This window comes from Streptomyces sp. NPDC020362 (genome assembly GCF_040642095.1).
Taxonomy (GTDB): domain Bacteria; phylum Actinomycetota; class Actinomycetes; order Streptomycetales; family Streptomycetaceae; genus Streptomyces.
On record NZ_JBFAET010000003.1, the window covers coordinates 54,688 to 81,290 of the forward strand.

Below are 26,603 nucleotides of genomic sequence, written 5' to 3' on the forward strand. Positions count from 1 at the left end.
CCGGCCGCAAGCTCTGCGGCATGACGGCGACCAACCACGAACTCGCGATCGCGGCCACCGGGCTGCGCAAGTCCTACGGGGACAAGACCGTCCTCGACGGCATCGACATCCGGGTGCCCGCGGGCACGATCTTCTCCCTGCTCGGCCCTAACGGCGCGGGCAAGACCACCGCGGTCAACATCCTGTCCACCCTGATCCGCGCCGACGCCGGACAGGCCCGGATCGCCGGGCACGACCTCACCGCCGAGGCCCAGGCGGTACGGGCAGCCATCGGGGTCACCGGCCAGTTCTCGGCCGTGGACGGCCTGATCACCGGCGAGGAGAACATGCTCCTGATGGCGGACCTGCACCACCTCTCCAAGGGGGAGGGACGGCAGGTCACCGCCGGGCTGCTGGAGCGCTTCGACCTCACCGAGGCCGCGAAGAAGCCCGCCTCCACCTACTCCGGCGGCATGAAGCGCCGCCTCGACATCGCCATGACGCTGGTCGGCAACCCCCGGATCATCTTCCTGGACGAGCCGACCACCGGCCTCGACCCGCGCTCCCGCCACACCATGTGGCAGATCATCCGCGAGCTGGTCGCCGGCGGCACCACCGTCTTCCTCACCACCCAGTACCTGGACGAGGCCGACCAGCTCGCCGACCGCATCGCGGTGCTCAACGGCGGCAGGCTCGTCGCCGAGGGCAGCGCCGGGGAGCTGAAGCGGCTCGTGCCCGGCGGCCACGTACGGCTGCGCTTCTCCGACCCGGTCGCCTACGAACAGGCGGCCACCGCACTGCGCGAGACCACCCGCGACGACCAGGCGCTGACCCTGCAGATCCCCAGCGACGGAAGCCAGCGCGAGTTGCGCGCCATCCTCGACTGGCTCGACGCGGCAGGCATCGAGGCCGACGAACTGTCCGTGCACACCCCGGATCTGGACGATGTGTTCTTCGCCCTGACCGGCAGCCCCGACCCCACCCGGTCCACCGGTTCCACCGGTTCCGCCGACAAGGAGACCGTCCGATGAGCGCCGTATCCCCCTCCCTGCGGGCCCACCCCGTCCGCGACAACCTCACCATGCTGCGGCGCAGCCTCCTGCACGCCCGCCGCTACCCCTCCCTCACCCTGAACGTCCTGCTCACCCCGGTCATGCTGTTGCTGCTGTTCGTCTACGTCTTCGGCAACGCGATGAGTGCCGGCATCACCGGCGGTCATGCGGACCGTGCCGACTACATCGCCTACCTCGTCCCCGGCATCCTCCTCATGACCGTGGGCATGATCTCGCTCGGTACCGCGGTGTCCGTGGCCACCGACATGACCGAGGGCATCATGGCCCGGTTCCGCACCATGGCGATCTCCCGCGCCTCCGTGCTGATCGGCCATGTGATCGGCAGCGTCATCCAGACGATGCTGGCTCTGGTGATGATCCTGGGTGTCGGACTGGCCATCGGCTTCCGGCCCCACGCGACCGTGGTGGAGTGGATCGCGGCGGCCGGCCTGATGGCCCTGGTCAGCCTTGCGCTGTCCTGGATCGCGGTCGGCATCGGCCTGGTGAGCCCCAACCCCGAGGGCGCCAGCAACCTCGGAATGCCGCTGACGATGCTGCCGCTCCTGTCCAGCGCGTTCGTGCCGGTGGACACCATGCCGGACGGGTTCCGCTGGTTCGCCGAGTACCAGCCGTTCTCGCCCGCCATCGAGACCCTGCGCGGGCTGCTGATGGGCAGCGGGATCGGCACCAGGAACGCGGTGCTGGCCGTCGGCTGGTGCCTCGTCCTGACGGTGCTCGGCTACCTGTGGTCCAAGGCGCGGTTCAACCGCGAGCAGCAGCGGTGAGGCCCGGCGGATCACCCGCCGGTCAGCTCGCGCAGTGCCGCCGCCCGCACCTCCTCCCGCCCCAGGGCGGCGTACCTCGACCTCGCGTCGGCGTACGCCGCCCTGTCGGCGTTCTCGGCCGCCTGCCGGGACCGGGTCCGGGACAGGGTGGGGAACTCGCGCACCGCCGGCATCCGCTCCGCGAGCGCCACCAGCCGTACGGCGCCCGTGTCGCCCCGGGCCAGCCCGGCGAAGCCGAGCGCCAGCAACACCGTGCCGTACACCGGCAGTTCCACCGGAGCACCGCCGGCCGGGGCACCGTTCACCGGGGCGCCGGACAGCATCCTGAGCAGCCGCTCCCGCAGCCCGTCGGCGAGGCTCGTCACCGGCTCCAGCCGGCCGGCCAGCGCATGCGCCGCCAGCGCGGCCGACTGCACCTCCAGCGACCACGGATCCACGAACGGGTCGCCGGGATACAGCAGGCTGCCCTCCCGCACCTGCGCGACCGCCCGGCGCCACAGCCCGAGCCCGACCTCGGTCAGCCCCCGGGCCAGCGCGATCTCCGCCCGGGCCGGCAGATCGGGTGCGAAGATCCGGGCGGACTCCGTTGTCCGGTCCAGCTCCGCGAGTCCCAGCCAGTACTCCGCCTCGTCGACGTCCCCGCGCTGCAGACAGGCCAGCACCAGTCCCCAGTGCACCCCGACCGAGTCCGACCACTCGCCGAACCGGCTGAACCCGCCGAGCGCGTCCAGCGCGGCCCGTAGATGGCCGTACGCCTCCGCCCCCTGCTCGTGCTGCAGGCACAGCTCGCTGATCCGCCCGTGGCTGAGCACCAGCATGACCGGATTGCCGAGCGGCTCCAGCGCGTCGAGCATCCGGCGGGCGTACGCCAGAGCCCGCTCCGTGTCGTGCTGGGCCTCCCACAGATAGCTCGCCACGCCGGCCGCGACGCCCGCCAGCAGCGGCTCGTCGGAGTCGCACAGCTGCACCAGCCGCTCGAACCGCGGCGGGTGCATGTCCGGCACGGCACACAGCACGATCGCCAGCGCGCGCAGCAGGGTGTCCGGCGGCGCGGGCGGCAGCCGGCGCAGGGTGACCAACTGCCGTACGGCGTGCGGGCCGCGGCCCATGAAGAGGCTCGCCGCGCACACGGCCGCCGCGCTGCGGGCCGCCTCCACGTCCTCGGGGTTCCCGGGCCCGGGCCGGAACCGGGACAGCGGCCCGCCGGTCTCGGCGACGAGGGCGGCGAGGCGGGGGTAGTTGGAGTCCGTGGCCCACAAGGAGGCCAGTACGGCGGTGACGGCGGCCGTGCCGGGCCCGTCGGCGCGGGCGAGGGCGTGACGCAGCGCCAGGACGAGGTTGTCCTGCTCGGCCCGGATGCGCAGCCAGGCGGGTACGGGGTCGCTGGTGAACAGCACGTCGTGGTGGGCGCGGCCGAAGTCCCGCGCCCAGGCGAGGAACCGGTCGGTGACCGCCTCCTCCGCACCGGCCTCGGCACATTTGGCGGCGCCGAACTCCCGCAGCGTCTCCAGCATGTGGAAGCGCACCCCGGACGGGCTGTCGTTGACCTTGATCAGGGACTGGCCGGCCAGCTGTTCCAGCAGTTCCAGAGCGTCCCCGGTGTCGCCGAGCACGTACTGCGCCGCGTCCTCGGCGAAGCCGCCGGGGAACACGGACAGGGCGCGCAGGGCGGCCTGGCCGTCGGGTTCCAGCAGGTTCCAGCTCCAGTCGACCACGGCCCGCAGCGTGCGATGCCTCTCGGGCGCGTCACGGGCGCCGCCGCGCAGCAGCGTGAACCGGTCCCGCAGCCGGCGGGAGATGTCGGCCACGGACAGCACCCGGACCCGGGCCGCGGCCAGCTCCACGGCGAGCGGCAGCCCGTCCAGGTGCGCGCAGATCTCGGCGACCGGGCCCGCCGGCAGCTCCACGCCGGGCCGGGCGGCCCGCGCCCGCTGCACGAAGAGTTCCACCGACGTCGCCTGGGACAGCTCCGGCAGGGCGTACACGGACTCCGAGGTCAGGCCCAGCGGGGCCCGGCTGGTGGCCAGGACCCGCAGCCGGCCGGTCCGCGACACCATGGCCTGCACGAGAGCGGCCGCGCCCGCGATGACGTGCTCGCAGTTGTCCAGCACCAGCAGGACCGGCCCGGCACCCAGCGCGCCGACGATGCCGCTCACGACGTCCCCGCCGCCGGGGAACTGCCGTCCCTCCCCGGCACCGACGGCCGAGGCCACCTCCCCGGCCACGTCGTCGTCGGCGGTGACACCGGCCAGCGTCACGAAGTGGACCACCGGCTGCTCGGCCGCCCGGCTCACCGCGTGCGAGAGCCTGGTCTTGCCCAGCCCGCCGGGGCCCACGACCGTCACCACCCGCGCGTCGCGCAGCAGCCCGGAGACGGCGGCGATGTCGGCCTTCCGCCCCAGCAGCGGGTTCGGCTCGTGCGGCACACCGTGGCGGACCGACGGCCTGTCCCCGCTCAGCAGCTCCTGGTGCACGGCCCTGAGCCCGGGACCGGGATCGGTGCCCAACTCCTCGCGCAGCCCGCGCCGGTAGACGTCGTACCGGGTCAGCGCGGCGGCCCGCCCCGCTGTCGTGGCCTCGCAGCGCAGCAGCTCGGCCAGCACCTCCTCGTCGCGCGGGAGCTCCAGGGCCAGCTCGGCCAGCGGTGCCGCGGCCTCCTGACGCCGTTCCAGCCGGGCGAGTGCGAGCGCCCGCAACCGCACCAGCGACCGCAGTGTCCGGCCCCGGCCGGCTCTCAGCGCCGCCACCGGGTCGTGCAGATCCTCTCCCGGCCCGGCGCCCGTGCTCCCGTCCCACAGCGCCAGCCCCGCCTCGGCCCCGGCCAGGGCGCCCGCATGGTCCCCGGCCCGCGCCCGCTCCGCCGCCTCCGCCTCGCGCAGCAGCAGCGCGGAGCTGTCGACCTGCGTCTCGTCGAGCGCCAGCCGGTAGCCCGTCGGCGTGCTCACGATCAGGTCGGCACCCAGCTGCGTCCTGAGCCGCGACACCAGAACCTGCACCGCCTTGCCCGGCCGCTCCGGCAGTTCGTCCGGCCACAGCCCCTCCACCAGCCGGTGCGTGCTGCAGCCACCGCGCAGATCCTCGGCGAGCAACGCCAGCAGGCCGCGCAGCCGGGGCGCGGTGATCTCCCGCCCACGGCAGGCGACTCGGGACAGCAGAGCCAACTCGGTTGTCACGTCAGCAGACTAACCAGACGGATTCTGCTCGATCGCCGAGGAGCCGCCCTGCGGGCGGGCCGGAGGCTCACGGTGAGAGGCTGGGCCGGTGATCGACGACGAGGTGGTGGAAGCGGTGCGCACGGCGGCCCGGGGGCGGTCGTTGCCACCGCCGGCCGCACCGGAGGCCGTCACCGCGGCGGAGGACGTCATCGGGTTTCCGGTTCCTCCGCTCCTGCGGCGCCTGTACACCGAGGTCGCCAACGGGGGGTTCGGCCCGGCCGAAGGAGTTCTGGGGGTGCGCGGGGGCCACGCCCAGGGCCACTTCCTCGACATCGCCGAGCTGTACCAGGAGGGCCCGGATCCCTCCGGTACCGTCCCCGCCGGCCTGGTGCTGATGTACGACTGGGGCTGCACCCTGTGGTCGTTGGCCGACTTCCGCGATCCGGCCGGCCCCATGTGGTGCATCCACGAGGGACAGCTCTGGCCGCAGGGCATCACCCTCGGAGAATGGCTGCTCGGCACGTCGACGGGAACGCTGACGGTGGAGCGGCTGCTCGAAACCGAACCGGACGGCCCTGAAGGCGGTCTCGGGGACGCGGAAACGTAGCGCCCTTCCCGGCGCCGGCCGTCCGGGACCCGCGGTGCGTCGGACCCCGGACGGCACGGGACAGGGGTGTCCGTGCCCTGTGCCATCACCCTCGCGTGCTGCAGATCCCGGGACACGGAGGCGGCCCTCTGGTCCCGGGGAGCGCCTGCCTGGACGACCCCTTGTTCCGGCCGGTACACCTCGGTACCTGTCTGCGTGGCGAGGATGTGCCACGGGCCGCGTTCGGTGCCGACTGGGGCGCGGCCGTGGAACCGGAGCGCGTACTCACCGCCGGCCATGAGTGGCCGGCCTTCAGCGTGCCGCTGCGCTCGGGCCCTGCAACCCCGCACCCCGCGCTTCACGAACGCCCCCACCGCCCCGCCCCCCTGCCCCGGCGATACGAGCCGGTGCGCCCGACCGGCGCATCATGGGCGACCGGCCCTTGGCCCGCCTCGCGATCCTGATCCTGGAAGGAACGTCCCATGCGCGACGCCCCACGCCCCTGGGAGCCGGACCCCGTGTCGAGGCAGCTCCTGTTCACCGGTTTCGACGGTCTGCCCGCCGAACCGGACGACGTCATCGCCGATGCCCTGGACGGCGGTTACGTGGAACGCACGGAGGGCCTGGTGGCCCTCCTGCGCGACGAGAACGCCGATCCGGCCGGACGCTTCCTTGCCTGCTGCGCGCTCGTTTCCTGGGCGGACCCGACCGGGTACGCCGCGGTCGTCGAGGCGGCTGCCGCACCCGACGACCTGACGTGGCGGGGGCAGACGTACGACCGCTTCAACAGCCAGGACGACACGTTCGCGCACCTGGCCGAGGCGGTGGGCCGCAGCCGCGACATGGCCGGCGAACGCGGCACCGCGGCCGAGCGCATCGGGGCCGCCCGGGCGCTGATCCGGATCGCCGACCGGGTTCAGCTCGATCGGCGGGCGAACGACCTGCTGTACCCGGAGATCGTCTCGGCGTGCCGGGACGACCTCTGCGCCGTCGTCGACCGAGGCATCACACGCCTTGCGGCAGGCGACCGCCCCGGGTTCGACCTGGGCGTACAACTCGTCCTGTTCATCTGCGCCCTCGCCGGGTCCGAGCCGGACCGGGCCGCCGAGGCCGGGCGTCGGCTCGCCGCCGCGCATCCCGGAGACCGGGCACTGCGTGAACTGGCCGAGGCGCGGGGTGATTCGCCGTTCGGTCGGAGTCGGCCGGAGGCGGGCGGTGCAGGGGCGGGATGCGGCGGCCCTCGCGCTTAGGGAGAGCTAGGATCCGGGCCATGGCCCTGACCATGAACGACGTGGACCGGTTCGAGGCCTCCAGGTCCCGCCTGGAGGCCATCGCCTACCGCCTGCTCGGCTCCGCGAGCGAGGCCGAGGACGCCGTGCAGGAGACGTTCCTGCGCTGGCAGGCCGCCGATGTCGACCACGTCCGGGTCCCCGAGGCTTGGCTGACGAAGGTTCTCACCAACCTCTGCCTCAACCAGCTCACCTCGGCCCGCGCGCGGCGCGAGACCTACGTGGGCCAGTGGCTGCCCGAGCCGCTGCTCGCCGGGGACCCGATGCTCGGCCCCGCCGACACCGCCGAACAGCGCGAGTCGGTCTCGTACGCGGTCCTCGCCCTGCTGGAGCGGCTCTCTCCGGGCGAGCGGGCGGTGTACGTGCTGCGGGAGGCCTTCGACTACCCGCACCGCGAGATCGCCGAGATCCTCGACATCACCGAGGCCGCCAGTCAGCAGATCTTCCACCGCGCCAAGAAGCACGTCGCGGACGGCAAGGCCCGCACCGAGATCGACGAGGCCGCCGCCCGGCGGATCGTCGAAGAGTTCCTCGCGGCGGCCACCAGCGGCCGGACCGATCCCCTCGTGCGGCTGCTCACCCAGGACGCCGTCGCGATCGGCGACGGCGGTGGGAAGGTCCCGGCCCGTGCCAAGGCGTTCGAGGGCGCGCTCGCGGTCGCCAAGTTCATGCGAGGTCTGTTCAAGCCCAGCAAGGCCAAGCGCGACCTGGTCGGCGGCTCGCCCGAGGTCTACGCCACGACCGCCAACGGCGGTCCCGCCGTCGTGGCGGTCGTCGACGGCCGGGTCGTCGGCGTCATGTGTCTGGAGATCACCGCCGAGGGGATCGCCGCGTTCCGCAACCAGGTCAACCCCGACAAGCTCGACCGCGCGACCCGGCGGTGGGCGGCCACCGACCACGGCGGACCCCTGCTCAGCGCCTTCTGACCCCGATGTGAGGTGCTTCACAGCGCGTTCCTGTCAGGAAACGGCGGGCTGCCCGGTTCAGGTGGCGAAACCGCCCAAGACAGGAGCGCGCACATGCAGCACCGCATCATCGTCCTCGGCGCCGGATACACCGGAGCCATCGCCGCGGGGCGGCTCGCCAAGCGGCTGCGCCGCGAAGACGTCGCCATCACCCTCGTCAACGCCGAGCCCGACTTCGTCGAGCGCGTCCGGATGCACCAGCTCGCGGCCGGCCAGGACCTCAGGCCCCGGCACTTCGGCGAGATGTTCGCGGGCACCGGCGTCGAACTGAAGCTCGCGAAGGTCACCGGCGTCGACGTCGACCGCAGGACCGTCACCGTCCTCGACGCGGACGGCGCCGAGGAGCTGGCGTACGACACCCTCGTGTACGCCCTCGGCAGCGGCTGGAACGACCAGGGCGTCCCCGGCACCACCGAGCACGCCCACGAGATCGCCTCCCGCCCCGGAGCGCTCCGGCTGCGCGAGCGCCTGGCCGCCCTGGACGCCGGACAGCCCGTGGTCGTGGTCGGCGGCGGTCTCACCGGCCTGGAGGCGGCGACCGAGATCGCCGAGGCCCGCCCGGACCTCGACGTCGCCCTCGCCGCCCGCGGCGACCTCGGCGACTGGCTCTCGCCCAAGGGCCGCCGGCACCTGCACGAGGTCTTCGGCAGGCTCGGCATCACCGTGCACGAGCACGCCGCCGTCACCGGCGTCGAGGCCGACCGCATCGCCACCGCCGACGGCACGTCCGTCCCGGCCGCCGTCACGGTGTGGACCACCGGCTTCGCCGTCCACCCGATCGCGAAGGCCACCACCCTGCAGGTCACCGACACGGGCCAGATCATGGTCGACCGCACCATGCGCTCGCTCTCGCACCCGGACGTGTACGCCGTCGGCGACGCGGCGATGGCGATCGGCCCCGCCGACAAGCCGCTGCGGATGTCGTGCGCCTCCGGCACCCCCATGGCATGGCAGGCCGCCGACGCCATCGCGGCACGTCTGACCGGCGGGAAGCTCCCCAAGGTGCCGCTGCGCTACTTCAACCAGTGCATCTCGCTGGGCCGCAGGGAAGGTCTGATCCAGTACGTCACCGCGGACGATCGCGCCGTGAGCGCGGCCCTGACGGGACGGTTCGCCGCCGTCTACAAGGAACTGGTCTGCAAGGGCGCGGCCTGGGCCGTCGCCAACCCGACGGTCGGGCTGCCCGTCCGGCGCCGCAGCATCGTGCGGGAGCCGGACCCGGCGGGTTCGGCGGTCGGGGCAGCGGCCTGACGGCCCGGCGGAACGGGCGCCCTCGGCGCGAGGACGCCCGCTTCGACGTCGGGCCACGCGGCGAGGATCGCCCACGTGGCACTCCGCGGTGGCGAGGATCGCCCACGTGGCACGTCGCGGCGGTGACGAGCGCCCACGTGGCACTCCGCCGCGCCGACGAGCGCTCGCGTGGCACTCCGCGGCCGCAACGTCTCGCATCCGACACGCCGTTGACTCGGCCGAACCGCCGTGCGACGGTGAGGACGCGCCTCTGTGGAGAACCGCTGGGAACTGGAGGAAAACTGCTGTGACCTTCGGAAACGACGACTCCCGCCAGGCCATGGGGCGCAGTCTGACACCGGATCAGGCCGAGCTGTTCGAGAAGGAGTTCGCCTCCCGGCCGGTGAACCGGCTGATGCAGAACGCCGTCACCCAGACGCCGGTGGACGATGTCGCCCTGGACCGGCGGATTCTCACCGCCACCGACCACTCGGTCTCCCACCACCTGGACGACTGGAAAGCCACCAACCAGCGGCAGAGCGGGCGCTGCTGGATGTTCGCCGGGCTCAACCTGCTCCGGGTCGGCGCCGCGCGGAAGCTCGGTGTGAAGGACTTCGAGTTCTCCCAGAACTACCTGCTCTGGTGGGACAAGTTCGAGCGGGCGAACCACTTCCTCGAAGCGGTCATCGAGACCTCGGACCGGGACCTGGACGACCGCACGGTGGCGTACCTGCTGGCGGACCCGATCAGTGACGGCGGTCAGTGGAACATGTTCGTGGCGCTGGTCGCCCGGCACGGCCTGGTGCCCAAGTCGGCCATGCCGGAGACCGACAGCTCCTCCGCGACCCGTGCGATGAACCGGGCCCTGAAGACCCTGCTCCGCCAGGGCGCCCGCGACCTGCGCGGGCAGGCCGCCGCGGGAGCCGAGGCGCAGCGGGAGCACAAGCGGGAGGTGCTGGCCGCCGTCCACCGCGTGCTCAGCATTCATCTCGGCACGCCTCCGCAGCGGTTCCTGTGGCAGTGGGAGGACAGGGACAGGGAGTTCCACCGCGACGGCTGGCTCACCCCGGCCGAGTTCGCCGCCTCGTACGTGCAGCTCCCGCTGGAGGAGTACGTCTGCCTGGTGCACGACCCGCGGGAGTCGAGCCCGGTCGGCCGCACCTTCACCGTCGAGTACCTGGGCAACGTCGTGGACGCCCCGCCGGTGGTCTATCTCAACGTCCCGATGGAGCTGATGAAGCGGCTGGCCATGGACGCGATCGTCGGCGGCGAGCCGGTGTGGTTCGGCTGCGACGTGAAAAGGATGATGCGCGCGGACGCCGGTGTCTGGGACGCCGCGCTCTTCGACTACGCGGCCGTCTACGACGCCCCTTTCACCATGGACAAGGCCGCCCGGCTGCTGCACCACGACACGCAGATGACCCACGCGATGCTGTTCACCGGCGTCGACGTGGTGGACGGGAGCCCGCGCCGCTGGCGGGTGGAGAACAGCTGGGGCGAGGAGAAGGCCGACAAGGGCTTCTGGACCATGAACGACTCGTGGTTCGGCGAGCATGTCTTCGAGATCGCGGTCCGGCGCTCGGCGCTGCCGCCGGAGCTGGCCGCCGCCCTCGGCCGACCGCCGATCGTCCTCCCCGCCTGGGACCCCATGGGAGCCCTCGCCGACTGACCCGGCCGATTCGGCCGATTCGGCCGATTCGGCCGATTCGGCCGCATCGATCGCATCGATCGAAGTCGGCCGACCATCGGTGAACAGGCCGCACGGTAAAGCCTGTGCCGCCCACCCGCCCGCCCGTCCTGCCCGGTGCGGCAGCCGCGCGGGGCACGCCCCCTCCGGGTTACCGCCGGGCCGCGCGGCGGCGTACGAGCAGGACCGTACCCGCACCGGCAACGACGGCCGCTGCCGCGGCGCCCGCGAGGGGCAGGGCCGAACCGGAACCGGTGTCGGCGAGGCCGCCGCCGGTGGAGGAGGCGCTCCCCGAAGAGCCAGTGGCCGAGGAACCACCGGCGGTCCCGGCTCCACCGGCGGTGCCGGATCCGCCCGTCGTCCCGCTGTCGCCGCCGGAACCGGAACCGCCCGCCGAGCTGTTCCCGCCGCTGGAGCCGGATCCACCCGTCGCCCCGTTCCCGCCGCTGGAGCCGGAACCGCCCGTCGAGCCGGTCCCGCCCGTGGAACCCGAGCCCCCCGTGGAGCCGCTGTCCCCGACGTCGAGCAGGATGTCGGCCGTGTCGTTCGCCTTGTTCACGTCGTACGGCCGGGATTCCGCCTTCAGAGCCACCGAGCCCTTGGCACCGGGCACCGCCTTGTCGATCTTCAGTCTGAAGTCGTAGTTCTCCACCTGGCCCTCTTCCACCCAGGACTGCACGGTGCCGCAGTCGTAGGTTCCGGCCGCCGGGTGCTTGCAGTACTCCAGCCCCCGGACCACCGTCGTGCCGGCGGGCACCTTGATCAGAACCCGGGTCACCGAGGTGCCCAGTTCCCCCAACACCCAGGCTGGGCCCGCGTCGGTGAACTTCACCCGGGCGTCGACCGTGGCCCCGACCCGGCCCTTCAGCTCCGCTCCCGACACCTGGAAGTCGGCCTTGTTCACCGTGTTCACCCGCACGGTGGCCGAGTCGTAGTCGGGGCTCCTCGATCCGCTGCCGGTGGCGGCGGAGCCGGCGGGCTGCTCCACCAGCTTCACCGCGGGTCCGGTTCCGCGCACGGGCCCCGTGGCGTTCTCGTCGGCGCCCATGTTCCGGTCGGCGACCATGACGAACAGGTCGTCGTACAGCGCCCGGTCGAGAGCCTTGAGGGTCAGCGGCTTCTCGGGGGCGTAGGTGGCACCCGGCTTCACCGCCTGGTCGAACTCGCAGATCACCGTGGACGCGGCCGGCATCTCGTCGTACGAGCCGACGTCCCAGCGCTCGCAGTTCGAGGGCATGTCGGTGTGGCTCAGCCCCCGGGTGACGGAGTACGACAGCCAGACCTTCGGCAGCGTCTCGGTGCCTGTGTTGGTGAAGGTGACCGGGGCCTCGAAGGTGCTCCCGGGCTTCACCCCGTCGATCGGGGCGACCTTCCCGAGCACCAGGCCGGCCCCGGAGCCGTCGGCCATGGCGCCGGGCGCGGTGCCCAACGCGATCAGCGCACCGGCGCCGATGACGCCGGCGGTCCTGCGGAGCGTACGGAGGCCGGGAGCAGAGTGAGGCATTCGGGTCCCTCTGGGTGAAGCGACGGCGATGGATGCGTGAACTGCGCGGGAACGCCAGTTCCTCACACCAGACACACGGCGATGCCGAAGAGTTGTACCGACGGTCTGCGGTCGGTCGGGTCCGTCTGCCGGCCATCTGAGGTGATGGACCGTCAACTCTGTTGTGGGTCTTGCCGATTCCTGATCGGCTCCCTAGGTTAAGTGTGTTCTTAAGTCCACTTAACTGGATGCTTAAGCGAGGTTCCCGTGCCGCATCGCGCAAGAGCTGCCCTGCGCCGGACCGCCGCTGCCGGAGCCGCCTTGGCCGCTGCCGCGGCGCTGGTCGTCGCAGCGAACCCGGGGCCGGCCGCCGCTGCCGGCGCACCCGCCCACACCCGGCGCGTCGAGTACTTCCCCGGTCCAGGAGCGGAACCCCGCCAGGTGACCGTCCCGGCGGACACCCCCGCCCCGACGGCCCGCCACGTGCCTACTCCCCGGGGTGCCACCCCGACGGTGAGGGCACTCCAGCGGACCGGCCCCGTGACCGGGCGGCTCGACCTGGTGGTGATGGGCGACGGCTACACCGCCGACGAGCAGGGCGAGTTCGCCTCGGACGCCGAGGAGAAACTGGACAAGATCTTCGCCATCGAGCCGTACCGGAGCTACCGCGGTCTGTTCAACGTCTGGTTGGTCGACGCCGTCTCCCACGACTCCGGCGTCTCCGGCGACCCGACGGCCGATGTCGCGAAGGACACCGCGCTGGGCGCCCGCTTCTTCTGCGACGACCTCGAACGCCTGCTGTGCGTCGACACGGACAAGGTCGCGGACTACGCAGGTCTGGCCCCGGACGCCGACATCGTCTTCGTCATCGCGAACTCCACCAAGTACGGCGGCGCGGGCTACTCCGCCGGCGACCTGCCGGCGGGCTCGCCCTTCCACGGGGTGGCGACGATGTCGTCCGACAATGACAGGTCGTACCTCATAGGCGCCCATGAACTGGGCCACTCCATAGGCCACTTGGCCGACGAGTACCAGTACGCGGGCTACGGTGCCTACCCGTACGCCGAAGAACCGGACCAGGCCAACCTCACCCTCCTGCGCGACCCGGGCACGACGAAGTGGTACCGCTGGCTCGGGGCCCAGGACCCGACGGGCTCGGTCGTGGGTACGTACGAGGGCGGGGGCTACTACGAGACGGGCATCTACCGCCCGACCGAGACGTCCATCATGCGCTCCCTGACCTCGACCGAGTTCAACGTCGTCGGCCGCGAGGCGATGATCGCCGGCTTCTACGCCGACGCGGACGCGCTGACCTCCTCCGTCCCCACGTCCCGGCCGGTCCGGCAAGGGCGGCGGATCACCGTACGCCTCGCCCCGCTGACCGGCCTCGCCGACCTCGAACTGACCTGGTACGTCGACGGCAGACAGGTGCCGTCGGCCACCGGCGCCCTGTCGGTGACGCCGCACCGGCTGGGCGTCCACGGCCGGGGCCACACGGTCACGGCGACCGTGACCGACCGCACGACGGCCGTACGGGACCCTGCGGTCCGGGCGCAGACGTCCGACTCGCTGACGTGGACGGTGCGGTGAGGCAGAGGCCCCCCGGCCTCCACCAGCCTTCCTGTCCTCTTCGGCCTCCCCGCCTTACCTTCTCGCCCTCTACGCCCTCTATGCCCTCTCGCCCTCGGCGCCCGCAGGACACGACGGTGGCACGGATCCGGGCAGGCGCGGGCTACCGGTGCTTCCCGCTGCCCTTGCCGCCGCCCGACCGGCCGGTCGCACCGCCCGCCTGGCCGTTGCCGGTCGCGCCGTGCGTGCCGCCGGGGGTGGCACCGGACGTGCCGTTGCCGGCATGTGTGCTGCCCTTGCCGGAACTGCCCGTGCCGTTCGGCGCGGATGTCGCCCGCCGCAGCTGCTCGGAGCAGTACGCGGAGACCTTGTCCTTGCCGCCGGCCGCCGCGACGAGCCGCTGCCAGGCCGTCGCCTCGAGTGCCTTGCCGTGCTTCTCCACCTGCTCGTAGGCGCGGCAGTGGGCCTCGGTGTCCTTCGCGGTGGAGGGGCGGCCCGTCGCCCCCGGACCACCGGAGGACGCCGACGGGGCCGTGCCGCCCGGCCGGTCCGGCGCGACCGCCGACGGGCGCGCGGTTCCCCGGCCGCTGCCGGCATGGTCCGCGGACGAACCGGCGGAACCGATGGCCGCGACCGCGACACCGCCGAGGGTGAGGCTGGCGAACGCCACGCCGAACGTCATCCGCACCGGGCGTCCCAGACGCCGCTCCCCGGACGGCCGCCAGTCGTCCCGGCGCCGGGTACGGGCCCGTCGCGCGCCGTCGCCGTGGGCGGCGGACCGGAAGGCGGTCAGGGCCCGCTGCTCGGCCTCGGGGTCGAGACGTTCTGTGCGCATGGCGGCGGCCAGCACCGCTTCCAGGGTGGCGGAGTCGTGCCCCTCCCAGGGGCCGGACACGGTGCCGCCGGGGTGCCCATGCCGGTGACGGACCGGAACTCCGTCGCCGCTCAGCCGTTCACCCATGTCCGTTTCCGTTCCCGTCCGACCGTTTCAATTCGTTCGAGGTGCTGGGCCCGGCGCCTTGTGGCCGCCCAGTGTCGCCCTTGTTGTTCATTTCGACTGCCCCAGCGTTCGGGAAGCCTCATCCGTCACACCCTCGTCCGCCTCGCAGCCGACGCCCAGCTGACGGGCGAGGCGTTTCAGGCCCCGGTGGGCGGCCGTGCGCACCGCTCCCGGGCGCTTGCCGAGGACGCGTGCGGCGGCAGGACCGTCCAGGCCCACGACGACCCGCAGGAGCACGGCCTCGGCCTGGTCCCGCGGCAGCCCGTGGACCAGTTCCAGGGCCTGCTCGGTGGAGAGGGACTCCAGGGCCTGGTCATGGGTGTTGTTCGGGCCGGGCAGGTGCAGCAGGTCCTGCTCGGTCCCGCCGGCCCGGGGCCGCACGCGCTGGCGGCGCAGATGGTCCAGTGCCCGGTGCCGGGCGATGGTCGCGGTCCAGCCGCGGAACCCGGCGCCGTCCCCCTTGAAGCGCCCGAGGTCGCGGGCTATCTCCAGCCAGGCGTCGGAGGCCACGTCCTCCGCGTCCTCGCCGACCAGCCCGTGCAGGTAGCCGAGCAGGCCCGGCTGCACGATCCGGTAGGCCACCGCGAAGGCGGCCTCGTCGCCGTCCTGGGCCCGCGCGACGGCAGCACCCAGCTCCCCGTCGTACGCCTGCACACGCCGGGGTTGCCGTACCTGGCCCAAAGCTGTCCTCGTTCGCACCGGGTTCATAGCGAGTCCGTGTCGTCCGTCGCGCTCCGGTCGCATCGACGGCCCCATGGAGAACAGCGTCAGTTCTCACAGAAGTGTCACAACGCACCAGTGGTCCTTCACGGCGCCGCCGGAGCCGCCGTGCATCTGCCGGGGTGACGGCCGGGCATGGGGATCCGGGGAACCACGCCGCCCCGGGGCCCGCGCGGGGCCCCCGGACGGCTTCTTCGCGCCCGTGGATCCGGTGTGCCCGCGGCGGTGCAGGACCGGCGCCGCTCCCGCCGGGTGACGTTTCGCGCCCTTCGTGCGCTGGCTGAGTACCGGGGCCGGTACCGCGCAGACCGAGGGGGGACCACCCTCTGGATGCCGGCACCGCCCGGCCTCTCTCCGTGCCGCTGCAGACTCCCCCCGTGAGCGGCACGGAGAGGGACGGAGCGGCCGGAAATCTGCCCAATTAGCAGATTCCGGCCGCTTCTGCACGTATCGGATCGGCGACGGCCGGCCGGGCGCGGATCGCGGATCCCGCCGCGCCCGCCGGTGCCGGGGTTGCCGTGTTCGCCGATGCCCGGGGCGCCGTGTCCGCCGATGCCCGGGTTCGGGCCGCCCGCCACCGCTCGGCGGCACGGCAGCCGCGGCGAGCCGTCCCGGGCGAAGCAACGACGGGACCCTGCCGACGAGGAGCGCGCAGCCGCCGCGTGATGCTTCGGCGCCTTCGTGCGCTCCATCTGACATGACTGCGTACCTCCGTATGCGAGCGGTGCCGCCCCCGGCGCTGCGCAACAGCGTGACCTGGCTGGAACGACAGTTCGAGGGCGGTGTGGAGGCGGTCCGGCACCCGGGCGGCCGGCACCGCGAGGAGGCGCTGGACGAGCGCTACCTGGACCAGGAGCGCATCTACGCCGGCGCTCCCCCGCACAGTGCCCAGGACCGGCCCCAGGCCCAGGTCGTGCTCGGTGGCCGGCCGGTGTTCCGCCCCGGCCGGCACGAGCCGCAGCTCCTGGTGCTGACGGCGGCCCAGGCACGCCGGGTGGCCGGGTTCCTGAGCGCGGCCGACTTCGATGCGCTGTGGGGCTTCGCCCGCGACGAACTGCTGCCGCGCTACGGCGGCGTGACGGCGGAGCCCGAGACGTGGGGCGCGTTCGCCGCGGCGCACCAGGAGCTGCGGGCGTTCTACGCGCACGCGGCCGAGTCCGGCGACGCGGTGGTCAAGCGCCTGGCGGCGTGACGCGCGTATCGGCACATCTGCTCACCGCTTGTCCGGATCAGGCCTTTTCGGCGGCTTCGTCCGTCCCGTGAGCCCCAGGTGTAACACTTCCGGCCTCGTGCGCTCTCTCCATGCGGGTGACCACGTCGGTCGGCCAGGACAAGGGGACACGACTCGTGCGGTGGAGCGACGAAAGCGGAGAGGCGTACGGCGAGGAGCCGTACGGCGGTGTCGGGTACGCGTATCCCTACAGCCACGAGTACGGCGGGGACGTCACCGGCGGCACGGCTTCTCCGCCCCCGGACGAGGCGCGGACCGCGCAGTGGGTGTACCCGACGGGGCAGACTGCGACCGAGTGGGACTCCCCGCACGGTGACCTCCTCACCGCGCAGCTCTCGATGTTCGACATTCCCGTCCCTTCCGTACCGGAACCGGACGCACACGAGAGCGAGTCCGGGCGGCCCGTCTTCGTCGATTCCTCGGGACGACGCCAGCGCCGCGTGCTCCGCGCCGCCCGGTTGCTGGTGATCCCGGCCGGCGTCTATGTCGCCCTGCTGATCAGCACCTTGCTGGGCGGCCCCAGTGTCAGCGCTCCGTTCGTCCCGCAGGCGGAGCCCACGCATCCGGCGACGCACGGGGTGACCGCACCCGGCTCCTCGTCCGGTACCGGACACTCCGCGAAGAGCGTGAGCCCCACCGCGGCGCGGAAGAAGTCCCGCACCGCAGCGCAGAAGGCTCCCGGCGCCGCCGACCGCCCGGACTCCACCACCCCTGCTCCCACGTCCACCGCTGCGCCCACCACGACCACCTCCCCGACCTCCACCACCGCCCCGGTCTCGACCGCCGTCCGGGCCCCCTCCTCCAAGGGGCGCGCTCTCGGCTCGTCCCACCGGCCCGTGAAGTGATCCAGGGCCCGACGTGACCGACCGCCGACACCGCGATGCTCCTGCCGAGGGCCGCTGCCCCCGCCGGAGCACACCCCGCACCCACTGGCTCCTGCTGGGCGTGCTCACGGTGACCCTGTCGACAGCCCTCCTGCTGCAGGGTTACACCCACCACATGTTCGGGATCACCTCGGACGCCGTGACCGGCGCCCGTGGCCGGAACGACGCGGTGCCCAGCCAGGTGGTCCACGGTGGCCCCGTGATCGCGGGCGCCGCCACCTCCGCGCACACCGCCCGGGTCCAGGCCCGCACCATCGCGCTCACCTTCGACGACGGGCCCGACCCCGTCTGGACGCCGCGCATCCTGGACGTACTGCGCCGCAACCATGTGCACGCGACGTTCTTCGTCGTCGGAACCCAGGTCGTGGCCCATCCGGAGCTGGTCCGCCGGATCGTCGCCGACGGCCACCAGATCGGCATCCACACCTTCACCCACCCCGACCTGTCCCGCCTCGCCCCGTGGCAGCGTTCCCTGGAGCTGCGGGAGACGCAGCTGGCGGTGGCCGGCGCCACGGGGGTCACCACCGCACTGCTGAGGCCGCCCTACTCCTCGACGAACGATGCGCTGGACGACGCCGACTGGACCGTCCTCGAGCAGGCCGACGCCGCAGGCTATGTGACGGTGCTCTCCACCCAGGACGCCGAGGACTGGCAGCGCCCCGGTGCGGATCGTGTCCTCGCGAACGCGACACCGCACGGCCACGCCGGGCAGATCGTGCTGATGCACGACGGGGGTGGTGACCGGTCCCAGACCGTCACCGCGCTGAGCGCCCTGATCCCGCGGCTCAAGGCGCAGGGCTTCCGGTTCGCGACGGTCGGCGCCGCGGTCGGCATGGCCGGGTCCGTCCAGCGCGCCGGGCTCGCCGACCATCTGCAGGGGGTGGTCCTCATCGGGCTGCTGCAGGCCGGCGACTGGACCGTGCGGCTGCTGGGCGTGCTGATGTACGCCGCCGGAGCGATCAGCGTGCTGCGCGCGGCGATCGTGCTGATCGCGGCCCGCCGGCACCGGCGGCTGCGGATGAGGCGCCGCGGCCGGTCCCGGGGGCCGCGGGTGAACGAACCGGTCAGTGTCATCGTCCCGGCGTACAACGAGAGCGCCGGGATCGAGGCGGCCGTGCGTTCACTGGTCGCCTCGGACCATCCGGTGGAGATCATCGTGGTGGACGACGGTTCCACCGACGGCACCGCCGACCTGGTGGAGTCGCTCCGCCTGCCGGGGGTGCGGGTGATCCGGCAGCAGAACGCGGGCAAGCCCGCCGCGCTCAACACGGGACTCGCCGCGGCCACCTGCGAGCTGGTGGTCATGGTCGACGGCGACACGGTCTTCGAACCCGACACCGTCCGTACGATCGTGCAGCCCTTCGCCGACCCCCGGGTCGGCGCCGTCTCGGGCAACGCCAAGGTCGTCAACCGCGGTGGTCTGCTGGGCCGCTGGCAGCACATCGAGTACGTGGTCGGTTTCAATCTCGACCGCCGTCTGTTCGACCTGGCCGAGTGCATGCCGACCGTCCCGGGAGCGGTGGGCGCGTTCCGCCGCCGGGCGCTGCTGGACCTCGGAGGCGTCAGTGACGTCACCCTCGCCGAGGACACCGACCTCACCATGGCGCTGTGCCGCGACGGCTGGCGTGTGGTCTACGAGGAGGGTGCGGTGGCCTGGACCGAGGCACCCGCGTCACTGAACGCGCTGTGGCGGCAGCGGTACCGCTGGTGCTACGGCACCCTGCAGGCGATGTGGAAGCACCGTGGCGCGCTGGCGCAGCGCGGCGCCGCCGGCAAACTGGGCCGCCGCGGCCTGGTGTACCTCCTCCTCTTCCAGGTCCTGCTGCCGCTGCTCGCCCCCGTCGTGGACCTCTTCGCCCTGTACGGGCTGCTCTTCCTCGACCCGGTCCGGATCGCCGGGCTCTGGCTGGCCTTCCTGCTGCTGCAACTCCTGATGGGCCTGTACGCGTTCCGTCTGGACGGAGAACGGCCGGGCCCGCTGTGGAGCCTGCCCCTGCAGCAGTTCGTCTACCGCCAGTTGATCTACCTGGTGGTGATCCAGTCCGTCTTCACCGCGGTGTCGGGCTCGCGGCTGAGATGGCAGCGCATGGAGCGGTACGGCAGCCTCCAGGACGCCCCGGTGGGCGACGGGACATCCCACGGCGGTTTCCGGCAGCCCGTACCGCACGAGGCACCCCCGTCGTACCGACACGGAACATCGCAGTCGTACTGAGCCGTACCGAAAGGACAGTGATCCAAGCCCATGAGCGGACACCGCCGTCGGCCGCCGCAGCGCTCCAACGGCGGCGCGCGAAGAGCGGCGCCGCAGAAGAAACGTTGGATCGACTACCCGCGCCGGGACAGGACGGGGCTGCGCCGCTGGCTGCCGTCGCTGTGGCAGGTGCTGGGCTTCTTCCTGCTCTGCTCCGGCGCCACGACGGCGGTCGTCGGCTATGCGTACGCCACGGTCACCATCCCCGACCCCAACCCCAGGACGCTGCTGCAGAACAACGTCTACTACTGGTCGGACGGCACGGTCCTGGCGACGGACGGCAGCGTCAACCGGCAGAACGTCACCCTCGCGCAGGTGCCCGCCGACGTGCAGTGGGACTTCATCGCCGCGGAGAACGCCTCCTTCTACACCGACCCGGGCATCGACCCGCAGGGCATCCTGCGCGCCGTCGCCAACATGGCCGAGGGCGGCTCGGTCCAGTCCGGGTCGACGATCACCCAGCAGTTCGTCAAGAACACCTACCTGGACCAGTCGCAGACGGTCTCGCGGAAGTTCAGGGAACTGCTGATCTCCACCAAGATCGGCGCCTCCATGAGCAAGCAGCAGATCCTCCAGGGGTATCTGAACACCTGCTTCTTCGGCCGTCAGGCCAACGGCATCCAGGCCGCGGCCCGCATGTACTACGACCGCCCGGTGGAGAAGCTCGACGCGAGCCGGGGAGCCTTCCTCGCGGCGGCGGTCAACGAACCGAGCCTCTTCCAGCACGCGGACTCCGACCCCACGGCCAGGGCGCAGGCGAAGGCACGCTGGTCCTGGGTGCTCGACCGGATGGTGAAGATCGGGAAGCTGACGCCGGCCCAGCGGGCACGGTACGCGGCCGCAGGATTCCCCGCCCCCAGGAAGTGGACCCCCGGTTCGGGGCTCGCCGGCGAAACCGGCTACCTGGTCCAGCTCGCCAGGTCGTACGCCGAGGCGCACGACCGGAACATCACCGACAGCAGCCTGAGCAGAGGCGGCTACCAGATACACACCACCTTCGACAAGAAGCGGACCGCCCAACTGGCGAAGGCCGTCGCCGCCGTCCGCGCGGGGCGCCTCGACCCCGCCCACCGGCCGGCCGACCGGGACGTCCAGGTCGGGGCCGCCTCGGTGGAACCATCGACCGGCCGGATCCTCGCCGTCTACGGCGGACCCGGCTTCGACCACGCCCACTACTCGGACAACGCCGACACCTCCGGCGTCCCGGTGGGCTCGACGTTCAAACCCGTCGTCCTCGCCTCGGCGCTCCAGTACGGAGCCGTACTGCGGCCCGGCGAACCCGCGGCGCCGATCACCCCGGCCAGCAGGTTCAACGGCGACGACGGCATCAGGATCAAGGACCAGCAGGGCACCTACGTCACCGACGACAAGGACCCCACCGGCCTCCTCCACCAGCACAACGACACCGCACAGCGCTGGGGCTACATCTCCCTGAGGCAGGCGATGGAGCAGTCGGTCAACACGCCGTACGTGCAGCTGGGAGAGGACGTCGGCTACCAGAACGTGGCGCGGACGGCGCAGGCCCTCGGTCTGCGCTCCGACAGCCTCGCCGCCCCCAGCGCCGGCTTCTACATCGGTACCTCCACACCGAGCGCTATCCGCATGGCGGGCGCCTACGCGACCTTCGCCGCCTCCGGTGTGCAGGCCAGCCCGTACTCGGTGACCAAGGTGACCCACAACGGCTCCGTACTGCCCGGCTTCACGGCCCCGGCTCCCGTACGGGCCCTGTCGACGGCCATCGCCGACAACGTGACCGACGTCCTGCGGGGCGTCATAGCCCGGGGCACCGGCACCAAGGCCGCGGCCCTCGGCAGGACGGCCGCGGGCAAGACCGGAACGACCGACGACTACCGCTCGGCCTGGTTCGTCGGCTACACCCGCCAACTGGCCACCTCCGTGGTCCTCTTCCGCGAGGACCCGGACCACCCGCAGCTGCAGTCCCTGGTCGGCGTGGGCGGCCTGCAGAAGGTGTTCGGCGGCGACATCCCCACCGACATCTGGACCCGGTACATGGAGGGCGCCCTCGCCGGCCTGCCCGACACTCCCTTCCCCGCCCCTGCCCCCCTGGGCCGCGGCAGCGACGAGCCCGGCGTTCCCAAGCCCTCCCCGTCCGCGACCCCGAAGAAGAAGGGCGGCAGGACCGGCAGGGCGGGCAGGCCGGGCAAGTGGCCGTCCGGCACAGCCGCCCCCACGCCGGCCGCTCCGACCGCGGGCCCCAAGTGCCACCACCACAGGTGCCGTTGACCCCCGGCCCCGAGTGCCACCGCCACGGGTGCCGTTGACCGCGGGTGCCCACGGGCGGACCGGCTCCGCGGTACCGCCGGTCGATTCGGCGCGTGCCTGGGACGGTTGCCGCACAGCACTTCGCCCCGCCGGACGGTCCGACGGGGCGAAGCGGGCGGGCCCGGAACCGGCGACAGCGGCCACTGCTGTCGCCTCAGGCCCTCTGTGGTGATCCCGGAGCGCTCACGGATGCGCAGGGCGTCGTACCGGTGGCCGCCCTGAGCAGCGCCGTTCTGTCCGGCCTACTTGGTGAAAGCCGCGACACCGTTCGGGGTGCCGAGGCCCGTCGGGCCGTCGTAACCCTTGCCCGCCTTGCACAGGTAGTTGCTGCAGGACCCGTTGGAGCCGTCGGTGACGTCGTTCAGCTTGTCCGGGTGGGCGTAGGGGTACGAGGCCGGGACGTCACCGGAGCCCGGGGCGCCCGCGAGGGCGTAGACGCCGGCGATGAACGGCGCGGAGGCGCTGGTGCCGCCGTACACGTTCCAGCCGCTGGCCTGGTAGGTGTCGTAGACGGCGAGACCGGTGGCCGGGTCGGCGACCGCCGCGACGTCGGCGACGGCGCGCTTGGCGCAGTCGGTGTCCTTCTGCCAGGACGGCTTGGCGTCGTACTTCGAGCAGCCCGAGCCCGCTCCCTCGCCGCCGGCGGAGGTGCCCCAGACGGACTCGGAGTAGCCGCGGGTGCTGCTGTCCTTCTTGAGCGAGGTGCCGCCGACGGCGGTCACGTACTGCGAGGCGGCCGGGTACTCGACGCCGTAGCCGCTGTCGCCGGAGCTGACGGTGATGGCGACGCCGGGGTGCTTGAAGTACTGGTCGTCCGCGGTGGTGTCGTTGGACTCCTCGTCGCCGCCGTAGCTGTTGGAGACGTACTTGGCGCCCTGCTTGACGGCCTGGTTCACGGCCGCGCCGAGGTCTTCCATGTTGGCGGACTTGGCCTCGACCAGCAGGATGTGGCACTGCGGGCAGGCCGCGCTGACCATGTCCACGTCCAGGGAGATCTCGCCCGCCCAGCCGGCGTCGGGAGCCGGGTAGTTCGTGCCGCCGTCCTGGTCGATCTTCTTGAAGCAGCCGTTGCCCGTGCTGCACTCCGGCAGGCCGTACTGGGACCGGTAGGCCGCCAGGTCCTTCTCGGCGTTGGGGTCGTCGTTGGCGTCGACGATCGCGACGGTGGCACCCTTGCCGCCGTCCTTGGGAAGGTTGTAGGCGGCCTGCAGGTCGGCCGGTCCGAAGCCCTTGGGGGTGTCGTGGCGCCCGAGGGACTTCTGCGCCTTCACATCGGTACGGACGACCGACTGGCACGCCATGTAGCCGGGCTTGCTCGGCTCCGAGCAGAGCCGGTGGGTGTGCACCGAGGAGGCCGAGGAGGCCGTGGGGGATGCGGTGGACGTCGTCGCGAAGGCCGACGACTGGGAGGCGACGGCGAGGCCGCCGGTGATCAGGGCTGCTGCGGACAGCAGCGCGGGGGCGCCGCGACGTATTGAGGTCCTACGGCGATGAGAACGCAATGAACTGCCCTCCGTGGGGGGATGGGCGGCTCCACGACGGCGGCCGGATGACCGTCATTGCTGTCAAGGGCATGACAATTACCCGTTGGGGGTGGCCGTGGGGGAGCCGACTTCCGGGCATGCTGTTGGTTGTTGCCACCCCGGTCAGTGGTGGCTACTGATGAGGCTATTGACAACTTGTCCGTCGGAATAGAGGCAGTTGGTAAAACCTTGCCCTCAACTCCCGGCCGTCCGCCGCTACCTTGTGCAGCCATGGAGCTGGAAGAGGGATCCGTCAACGACCTGATGTCACTGGGCCTGGCCCGCTACGAGGCACGGGTCTACCTGACGCTCGTCAGGCGTGGTTCGTACACGGCCGCAGAGGCGGCCCGGGAGGCCGACGTACCGCGCCAACGGGTCTACGACGTGCTGGACGCACTCGTACGGCGGCAGCTGGCCACCACCCACCCCGGGCGCGTGGCCACGTACTCCGCCGTCACGCCCGAGCTGGCCCTCGCCCGGCTGATGGCGCTGCAGCGCGAGTCCCTCGACCGGCTGGAGCGGGTCTCCCAGGGGCTGGCCGGTGTCCTGCAGCCGCTCTGGTCCCAGGGGCGGGAACACACCGATCCGCTCGACTACATCGAGATCCTGCGCGACCCGAAGGCCATCGCCGAGCGCTTCGCCGACATCCAGCGCCAGGCGCAGCACGAACTTCTCACGTTCTGCAAACCGCCGTTCGTCGCCCCCGCCGAGAACACGGAGGGCATAGCGGTGGTCCGCCGTCTCCACCGGGCGGGCGGCACCGTCCGGGCGATCTACCTCGACGACGCCCTCGGCGACCCCGGGACGGTGGAGCACGTACGCCGTTTCGCCGCCGCGGGAGAGGAGGCCCGCTTCGCCCCCGAACTCCCGCTGAAACTCGTCATCGCCGACGCCTCCCTCGTCCTGTGCGACATGCCCGACCCGGTGGCCGGCGCGGGCTCCACCACCACGCTGTTCATCGAGCACCCGGCCCTCGCGGCCTGCCTGCGGCTGGCTTTCCACACCGTGTGGAAGGACGCCGTGCCCGGACCGGAGGACGGCGCGACGCCGTGAGGGGTCCCGGGTGCAGTGGCGGACGGCCGGCCAGGGCCGGGCAGCCGCCGCCCGCTGCTGCATTGGCATGACCGAGGTCACCGGGTCGGGGGACTGGGCCACCGCCCGACGGGCCGACCATCGCGGACAAGTGTGACTATCGCACCAAAGAGACCTGGCGACTCCCGGCTGTCACCACGGCCGGCAGGAGGACCAATCGATGAACTCCACTCTCAGGCGCCTGCTCGGCGTCACCGCGGCGGTGGCCACGGGCGCCACGACCCTGATCGGCGTCGGCGCCGGCACTGCCGCCGCCGACGGCCACCACGCGCACTGCGACCGTGCCGAACGGCCCATATGGATCGACGACCCCAGCCGCAACATGACCGGGCACGGCTGCAGCATGCCGGACAACGGGCGCCGCTGGTACGTCGTCGATGTCGACACCCTCGTACAGCCCCACTACAAGACGGAGTACTTGAGCGGAAAGGCCGACCGGACCGAGACCGTGCACGACAGAACCATCAGGTGCATGGGCTACACGAGCGACAAGGACACGGTGAACTGGTTCGGCTGCGTACCCGGCTGACGCACCCGCGGAGCGCTCCGGGGCGGACGCCTCCACCCCGGGCCTGCCCGGGCTCCCCGGAGCGCCGCCGCGCCCTCGGCCGGAAGCCGGACGACGCGAAGGCGGCGCCGAGGTGAGCCCGGGCGGCGGATCGACCACCCATGTCCACGAGAGCCACCGGCCGAAACCCCCGGGCCGGATCGGCACAGGCCTGTGCGCGGTCGTCCTCGCCCTCGGCGCCTTGGTCACGGGTTTTGTCGTCCTCACGGCCTACGTCATCGAACCGGACGGCCCCTGGGACCGGCAGGCGGTGACCGACTCCCGCGTCGCAACCGGCCTCGGTCTGGCCCTCTGTGCCGTCATGGCGCTGCTGACGTGGGTGTTCGCCAGGGCCGGGTGGCTGCGTCGGTGGTGGTACGGCATTCCGGCGGCGCTGGCCGTCGCGGCACTGCTGCGCCTCACCCTGCTCGCACCCGGGCTCTGAACCTCTCCGGGCCCGCGGGGGCACCCTCCCGGCAGGCCGCCGAGTGCGGAAGACAGTGAACCCCCCAGGTCCATGCCCTGGGGGGTTCACTGTGATGCACGGCTCGCGGTCAGCCCCGATCGCGGTCAGCCCCGATCGTGGTCCGACTTCGAGGGCGTCCGGGCGGACAGCGCCTGCTGCCCCGTGCTCTGGGCGAAACGGGTCAGCTCTTCGAAGGTCCAGCTGAGCCGGCCGCTGCGCAGATCGTCCGTGACGGCGCGGATCCAGTCCAGTTCCGCGGCGGTCATCGCCCGCAGATACTCGTCCTCGAGCCTGGTCACCCGCGGCAGGCTGTGGACCTCCGTCTGCTCCGCCAGGGACTTGTCGTGCGCGTCAAGGCTCTGCGCGAGGGCCGCGGCGCGCTGTTCCAGCACCTCGAGGGCCTCCTCCGGCGCGAGCATGAGGACGAAGGACAGCGCGGCGGGGAACTGCGGGAACTCCTGCTTCGGTGCGGCCAGCATCTCGTTGAGCCAGACGCGCATGGTGGAGCGCCCCGCGTCGGTCAGCTCGTACACCGTCCGCTCGGGGTACTGCTGGTCGCGGCCGGTCTCCCGGACCGCGACCAGGCCCGTTGCGAGCAGCCGGTCGATCGTCCGGTAGAGGCTCGCGCGCTGGCCGACGTTGACGACCTGGTCCTTTCCCCACTGCTTGATCAGCCTCTGGATTCCGTACGGGTGCAGCGGCTGGAGGTGCAGCAGGGCCAGCACGGTCAGGGCCAGCGGGGAGCTGCGGGACGGGGTGCTCATGTCCGCATACTACCCACGGCGAAACTAGTTGACGTGAGACTAGTTGCAGTGCAACTATCGAA

At 72.3% G+C, this 26,603-nt stretch carries 21 protein-coding genes; 15 read left to right on the forward strand and 6 right to left on the reverse strand.

Annotated elements, in window-relative coordinates; genetic code table 11:
* The first annotated feature begins 20 nt into the window (after positions 1–20).
* The gene (locus AB0H32_RS02300) at positions 21–1,010 is read left to right on the forward strand and encodes an ATP-binding cassette domain-containing protein (protein WP_361112873.1); all 990 of its coding nucleotides are present in this window, start codon (positions 21–23) and stop codon (positions 1,008–1,010) included.
* Positions 1,007–1,816 carry an ABC transporter permease gene (locus tag AB0H32_RS02305; RefSeq protein WP_361112877.1) on the forward strand — a complete coding sequence of 270 codons (810 nt, stop codon included), beginning with the start codon at positions 1,007–1,009 and terminating at the stop codon, positions 1,814–1,816. The genes AB0H32_RS02300 and AB0H32_RS02305 overlap by 4 nt, the downstream gene beginning before the upstream one ends.
* An 11-nt stretch (positions 1,817–1,827) precedes the next feature.
* Here the strand turns inward: AB0H32_RS02305 and AB0H32_RS02310 are convergent, their stop codons facing one another.
* Positions 1,828–4,989: a BTAD domain-containing putative transcriptional regulator gene (locus AB0H32_RS02310; RefSeq protein WP_361112880.1), complete on the reverse strand. Its 3,162-nt coding sequence runs from the start codon at positions 4,987–4,989 to the stop codon at positions 1,828–1,830.
* An 88-nt stretch (positions 4,990–5,077) separates the two neighbouring features.
* Here AB0H32_RS02310 and AB0H32_RS02315 point away from each other — a divergent pair, with 88 nt between their 5' ends.
* The 5 genes from AB0H32_RS02315 to AB0H32_RS02335 all read left to right on the forward strand — a co-directional run bounded on the left by AB0H32_RS02315 (position 5,078) and on the right by AB0H32_RS02335 (position 10,710).
* Positions 5,078–5,578: an SMI1/KNR4 family protein gene (locus tag AB0H32_RS02315; protein ID WP_361112883.1), complete on the forward strand. Its 501-nt coding sequence runs from the start codon at positions 5,078–5,080 to the stop codon at positions 5,576–5,578.
* Positions 5,579–6,039: 461 nt separating this feature from the next.
* The gene (locus AB0H32_RS02320) at positions 6,040–6,807 is read left to right on the forward strand and encodes a hypothetical protein (RefSeq protein ID WP_361112886.1); all 768 of its coding nucleotides are present in this window, start codon (positions 6,040–6,042) and stop codon (positions 6,805–6,807) included.
* A gap of 20 nt (positions 6,808–6,827) precedes the next feature.
* Positions 6,828–7,772: an RNA polymerase sigma factor SigJ gene (gene sigJ, locus AB0H32_RS02325; protein WP_361112889.1), complete on the forward strand. Its 945-nt coding sequence runs from the start codon at positions 6,828–6,830 to the stop codon at positions 7,770–7,772.
* Positions 7,773–7,865: 93 nt separating this feature from the next.
* Positions 7,866–9,062, forward strand: coding sequence for an FAD-dependent oxidoreductase (locus AB0H32_RS02330; RefSeq protein WP_361112892.1), 1,197 nt, complete (start codon positions 7,866–7,868; stop codon positions 9,060–9,062).
* A 286-nt stretch (positions 9,063–9,348) separates the two neighbouring features.
* Entirely contained in the window at positions 9,349–10,710 is a 1,362-nt protein-coding gene (locus AB0H32_RS02335) for a C1 family peptidase (protein WP_361112895.1), read from the forward strand.
* 169 nt (positions 10,711–10,879) lie between these two features.
* Here AB0H32_RS02335 and AB0H32_RS02340 read toward each other — a convergent pair whose 3' ends face one another.
* The gene (locus AB0H32_RS02340; RefSeq protein ID WP_361112898.1) at positions 10,880–12,232 is read right to left on the reverse strand and encodes a hypothetical protein; all 1,353 of its coding nucleotides are present in this window, start codon (positions 12,230–12,232) and stop codon (positions 10,880–10,882) included.
* A gap of 300 nt (positions 12,233–12,532) precedes the next feature.
* On the opposite strand from AB0H32_RS02340, the gene AB0H32_RS02345 reads away from it, so the two are divergent.
* On the forward strand, positions 12,533–13,801 hold the full coding sequence (locus AB0H32_RS02345; protein ID WP_361112901.1) for a M64 family metallopeptidase: 1,269 nt from the start codon (positions 12,533–12,535) through the stop codon (positions 13,799–13,801).
* A 142-nt stretch (positions 13,802–13,943) separates the two neighbouring features.
* On the opposite strand, the gene AB0H32_RS02350 is transcribed toward AB0H32_RS02345, so the two are convergent.
* Positions 13,944–14,741 (reverse strand): hypothetical protein, encoded by a 798-nt coding sequence (locus AB0H32_RS02350; protein WP_361112904.1) that lies wholly within the window; start codon positions 14,739–14,741, stop codon positions 13,944–13,946.
* An 87-nt stretch (positions 14,742–14,828) separates the two neighbouring features.
* On the reverse strand, positions 14,829–15,461 hold the full coding sequence (locus AB0H32_RS02355; protein WP_361113173.1) for an RNA polymerase sigma factor: 633 nt from the start codon (positions 15,459–15,461) through the stop codon (positions 14,829–14,831).
* A 736-nt stretch (positions 15,462–16,197) separates the two neighbouring features.
* Between AB0H32_RS02355 and AB0H32_RS02360 the strand changes: the two genes are divergently transcribed.
* The 4 genes from AB0H32_RS02360 (at position 16,198) to AB0H32_RS02375 (ending at position 22,110) form a co-directional block, all read left to right on the forward strand.
* Positions 16,198–16,692 carry a DUF1877 family protein gene (locus AB0H32_RS02360; protein ID WP_361112907.1) on the forward strand — a complete coding sequence of 165 codons (495 nt, stop codon included), beginning with the start codon at positions 16,198–16,200 and terminating at the stop codon, positions 16,690–16,692.
* Between the two features lie 110 nt (positions 16,693–16,802).
* Entirely contained in the window at positions 16,803–17,576 is a 774-nt protein-coding gene (locus tag AB0H32_RS02365; RefSeq protein ID WP_361112910.1) for a hypothetical protein, read from the forward strand.
* Positions 17,577–17,589: 13 nt separating this feature from the next.
* The gene (locus AB0H32_RS02370; RefSeq protein WP_361112914.1) at positions 17,590–19,827 is read left to right on the forward strand and encodes a bifunctional polysaccharide deacetylase/glycosyltransferase family 2 protein; all 2,238 of its coding nucleotides are present in this window, start codon (positions 17,590–17,592) and stop codon (positions 19,825–19,827) included.
* 30 nt (positions 19,828–19,857) lie between these two features.
* Positions 19,858–22,110 carry a transglycosylase domain-containing protein gene (locus AB0H32_RS02375; protein WP_361112916.1) on the forward strand — a complete coding sequence of 751 codons (2,253 nt, stop codon included), beginning with the start codon at positions 19,858–19,860 and terminating at the stop codon, positions 22,108–22,110.
* A 281-nt stretch (positions 22,111–22,391) separates the two neighbouring features.
* Here the strand turns inward: AB0H32_RS02375 and AB0H32_RS02380 are convergent, their stop codons facing one another.
* Positions 22,392–23,651, reverse strand: coding sequence for a S53 family peptidase (locus AB0H32_RS02380; protein ID WP_361112919.1), 1,260 nt, complete (start codon positions 23,649–23,651; stop codon positions 22,392–22,394).
* Between the two features lie 252 nt (positions 23,652–23,903).
* Between AB0H32_RS02380 and AB0H32_RS02385 the strand changes: the two genes are divergently transcribed.
* From AB0H32_RS02385 to AB0H32_RS02395, 3 genes are all read left to right on the forward strand, one after another.
* Complete coding sequence (locus AB0H32_RS02385) at positions 23,904–24,725, forward strand: helix-turn-helix domain-containing protein (RefSeq protein WP_361112921.1); 822 nt, start codon at positions 23,904–23,906, stop codon at positions 24,723–24,725.
* Between the two features lie 199 nt (positions 24,726–24,924).
* Positions 24,925–25,293, forward strand: a complete 369-nt coding sequence (locus tag AB0H32_RS02390) for a hypothetical protein (protein ID WP_361112924.1) — start codon at positions 24,925–24,927, stop codon at positions 25,291–25,293.
* A 112-nt stretch (positions 25,294–25,405) separates the two neighbouring features.
* On the forward strand, positions 25,406–25,756 hold the full coding sequence (locus AB0H32_RS02395; RefSeq protein WP_361112927.1) for a hypothetical protein: 351 nt from the start codon (positions 25,406–25,408) through the stop codon (positions 25,754–25,756).
* A 125-nt stretch (positions 25,757–25,881) separates the two neighbouring features.
* Here AB0H32_RS02395 and AB0H32_RS02400 read toward each other — a convergent pair whose 3' ends face one another.
* Entirely contained in the window at positions 25,882–26,541 is a 660-nt protein-coding gene (locus tag AB0H32_RS02400; RefSeq protein WP_361112930.1) for a PadR family transcriptional regulator, read from the reverse strand.
* Between the last annotated feature and the right edge of the window lie 62 nt (positions 26,542–26,603).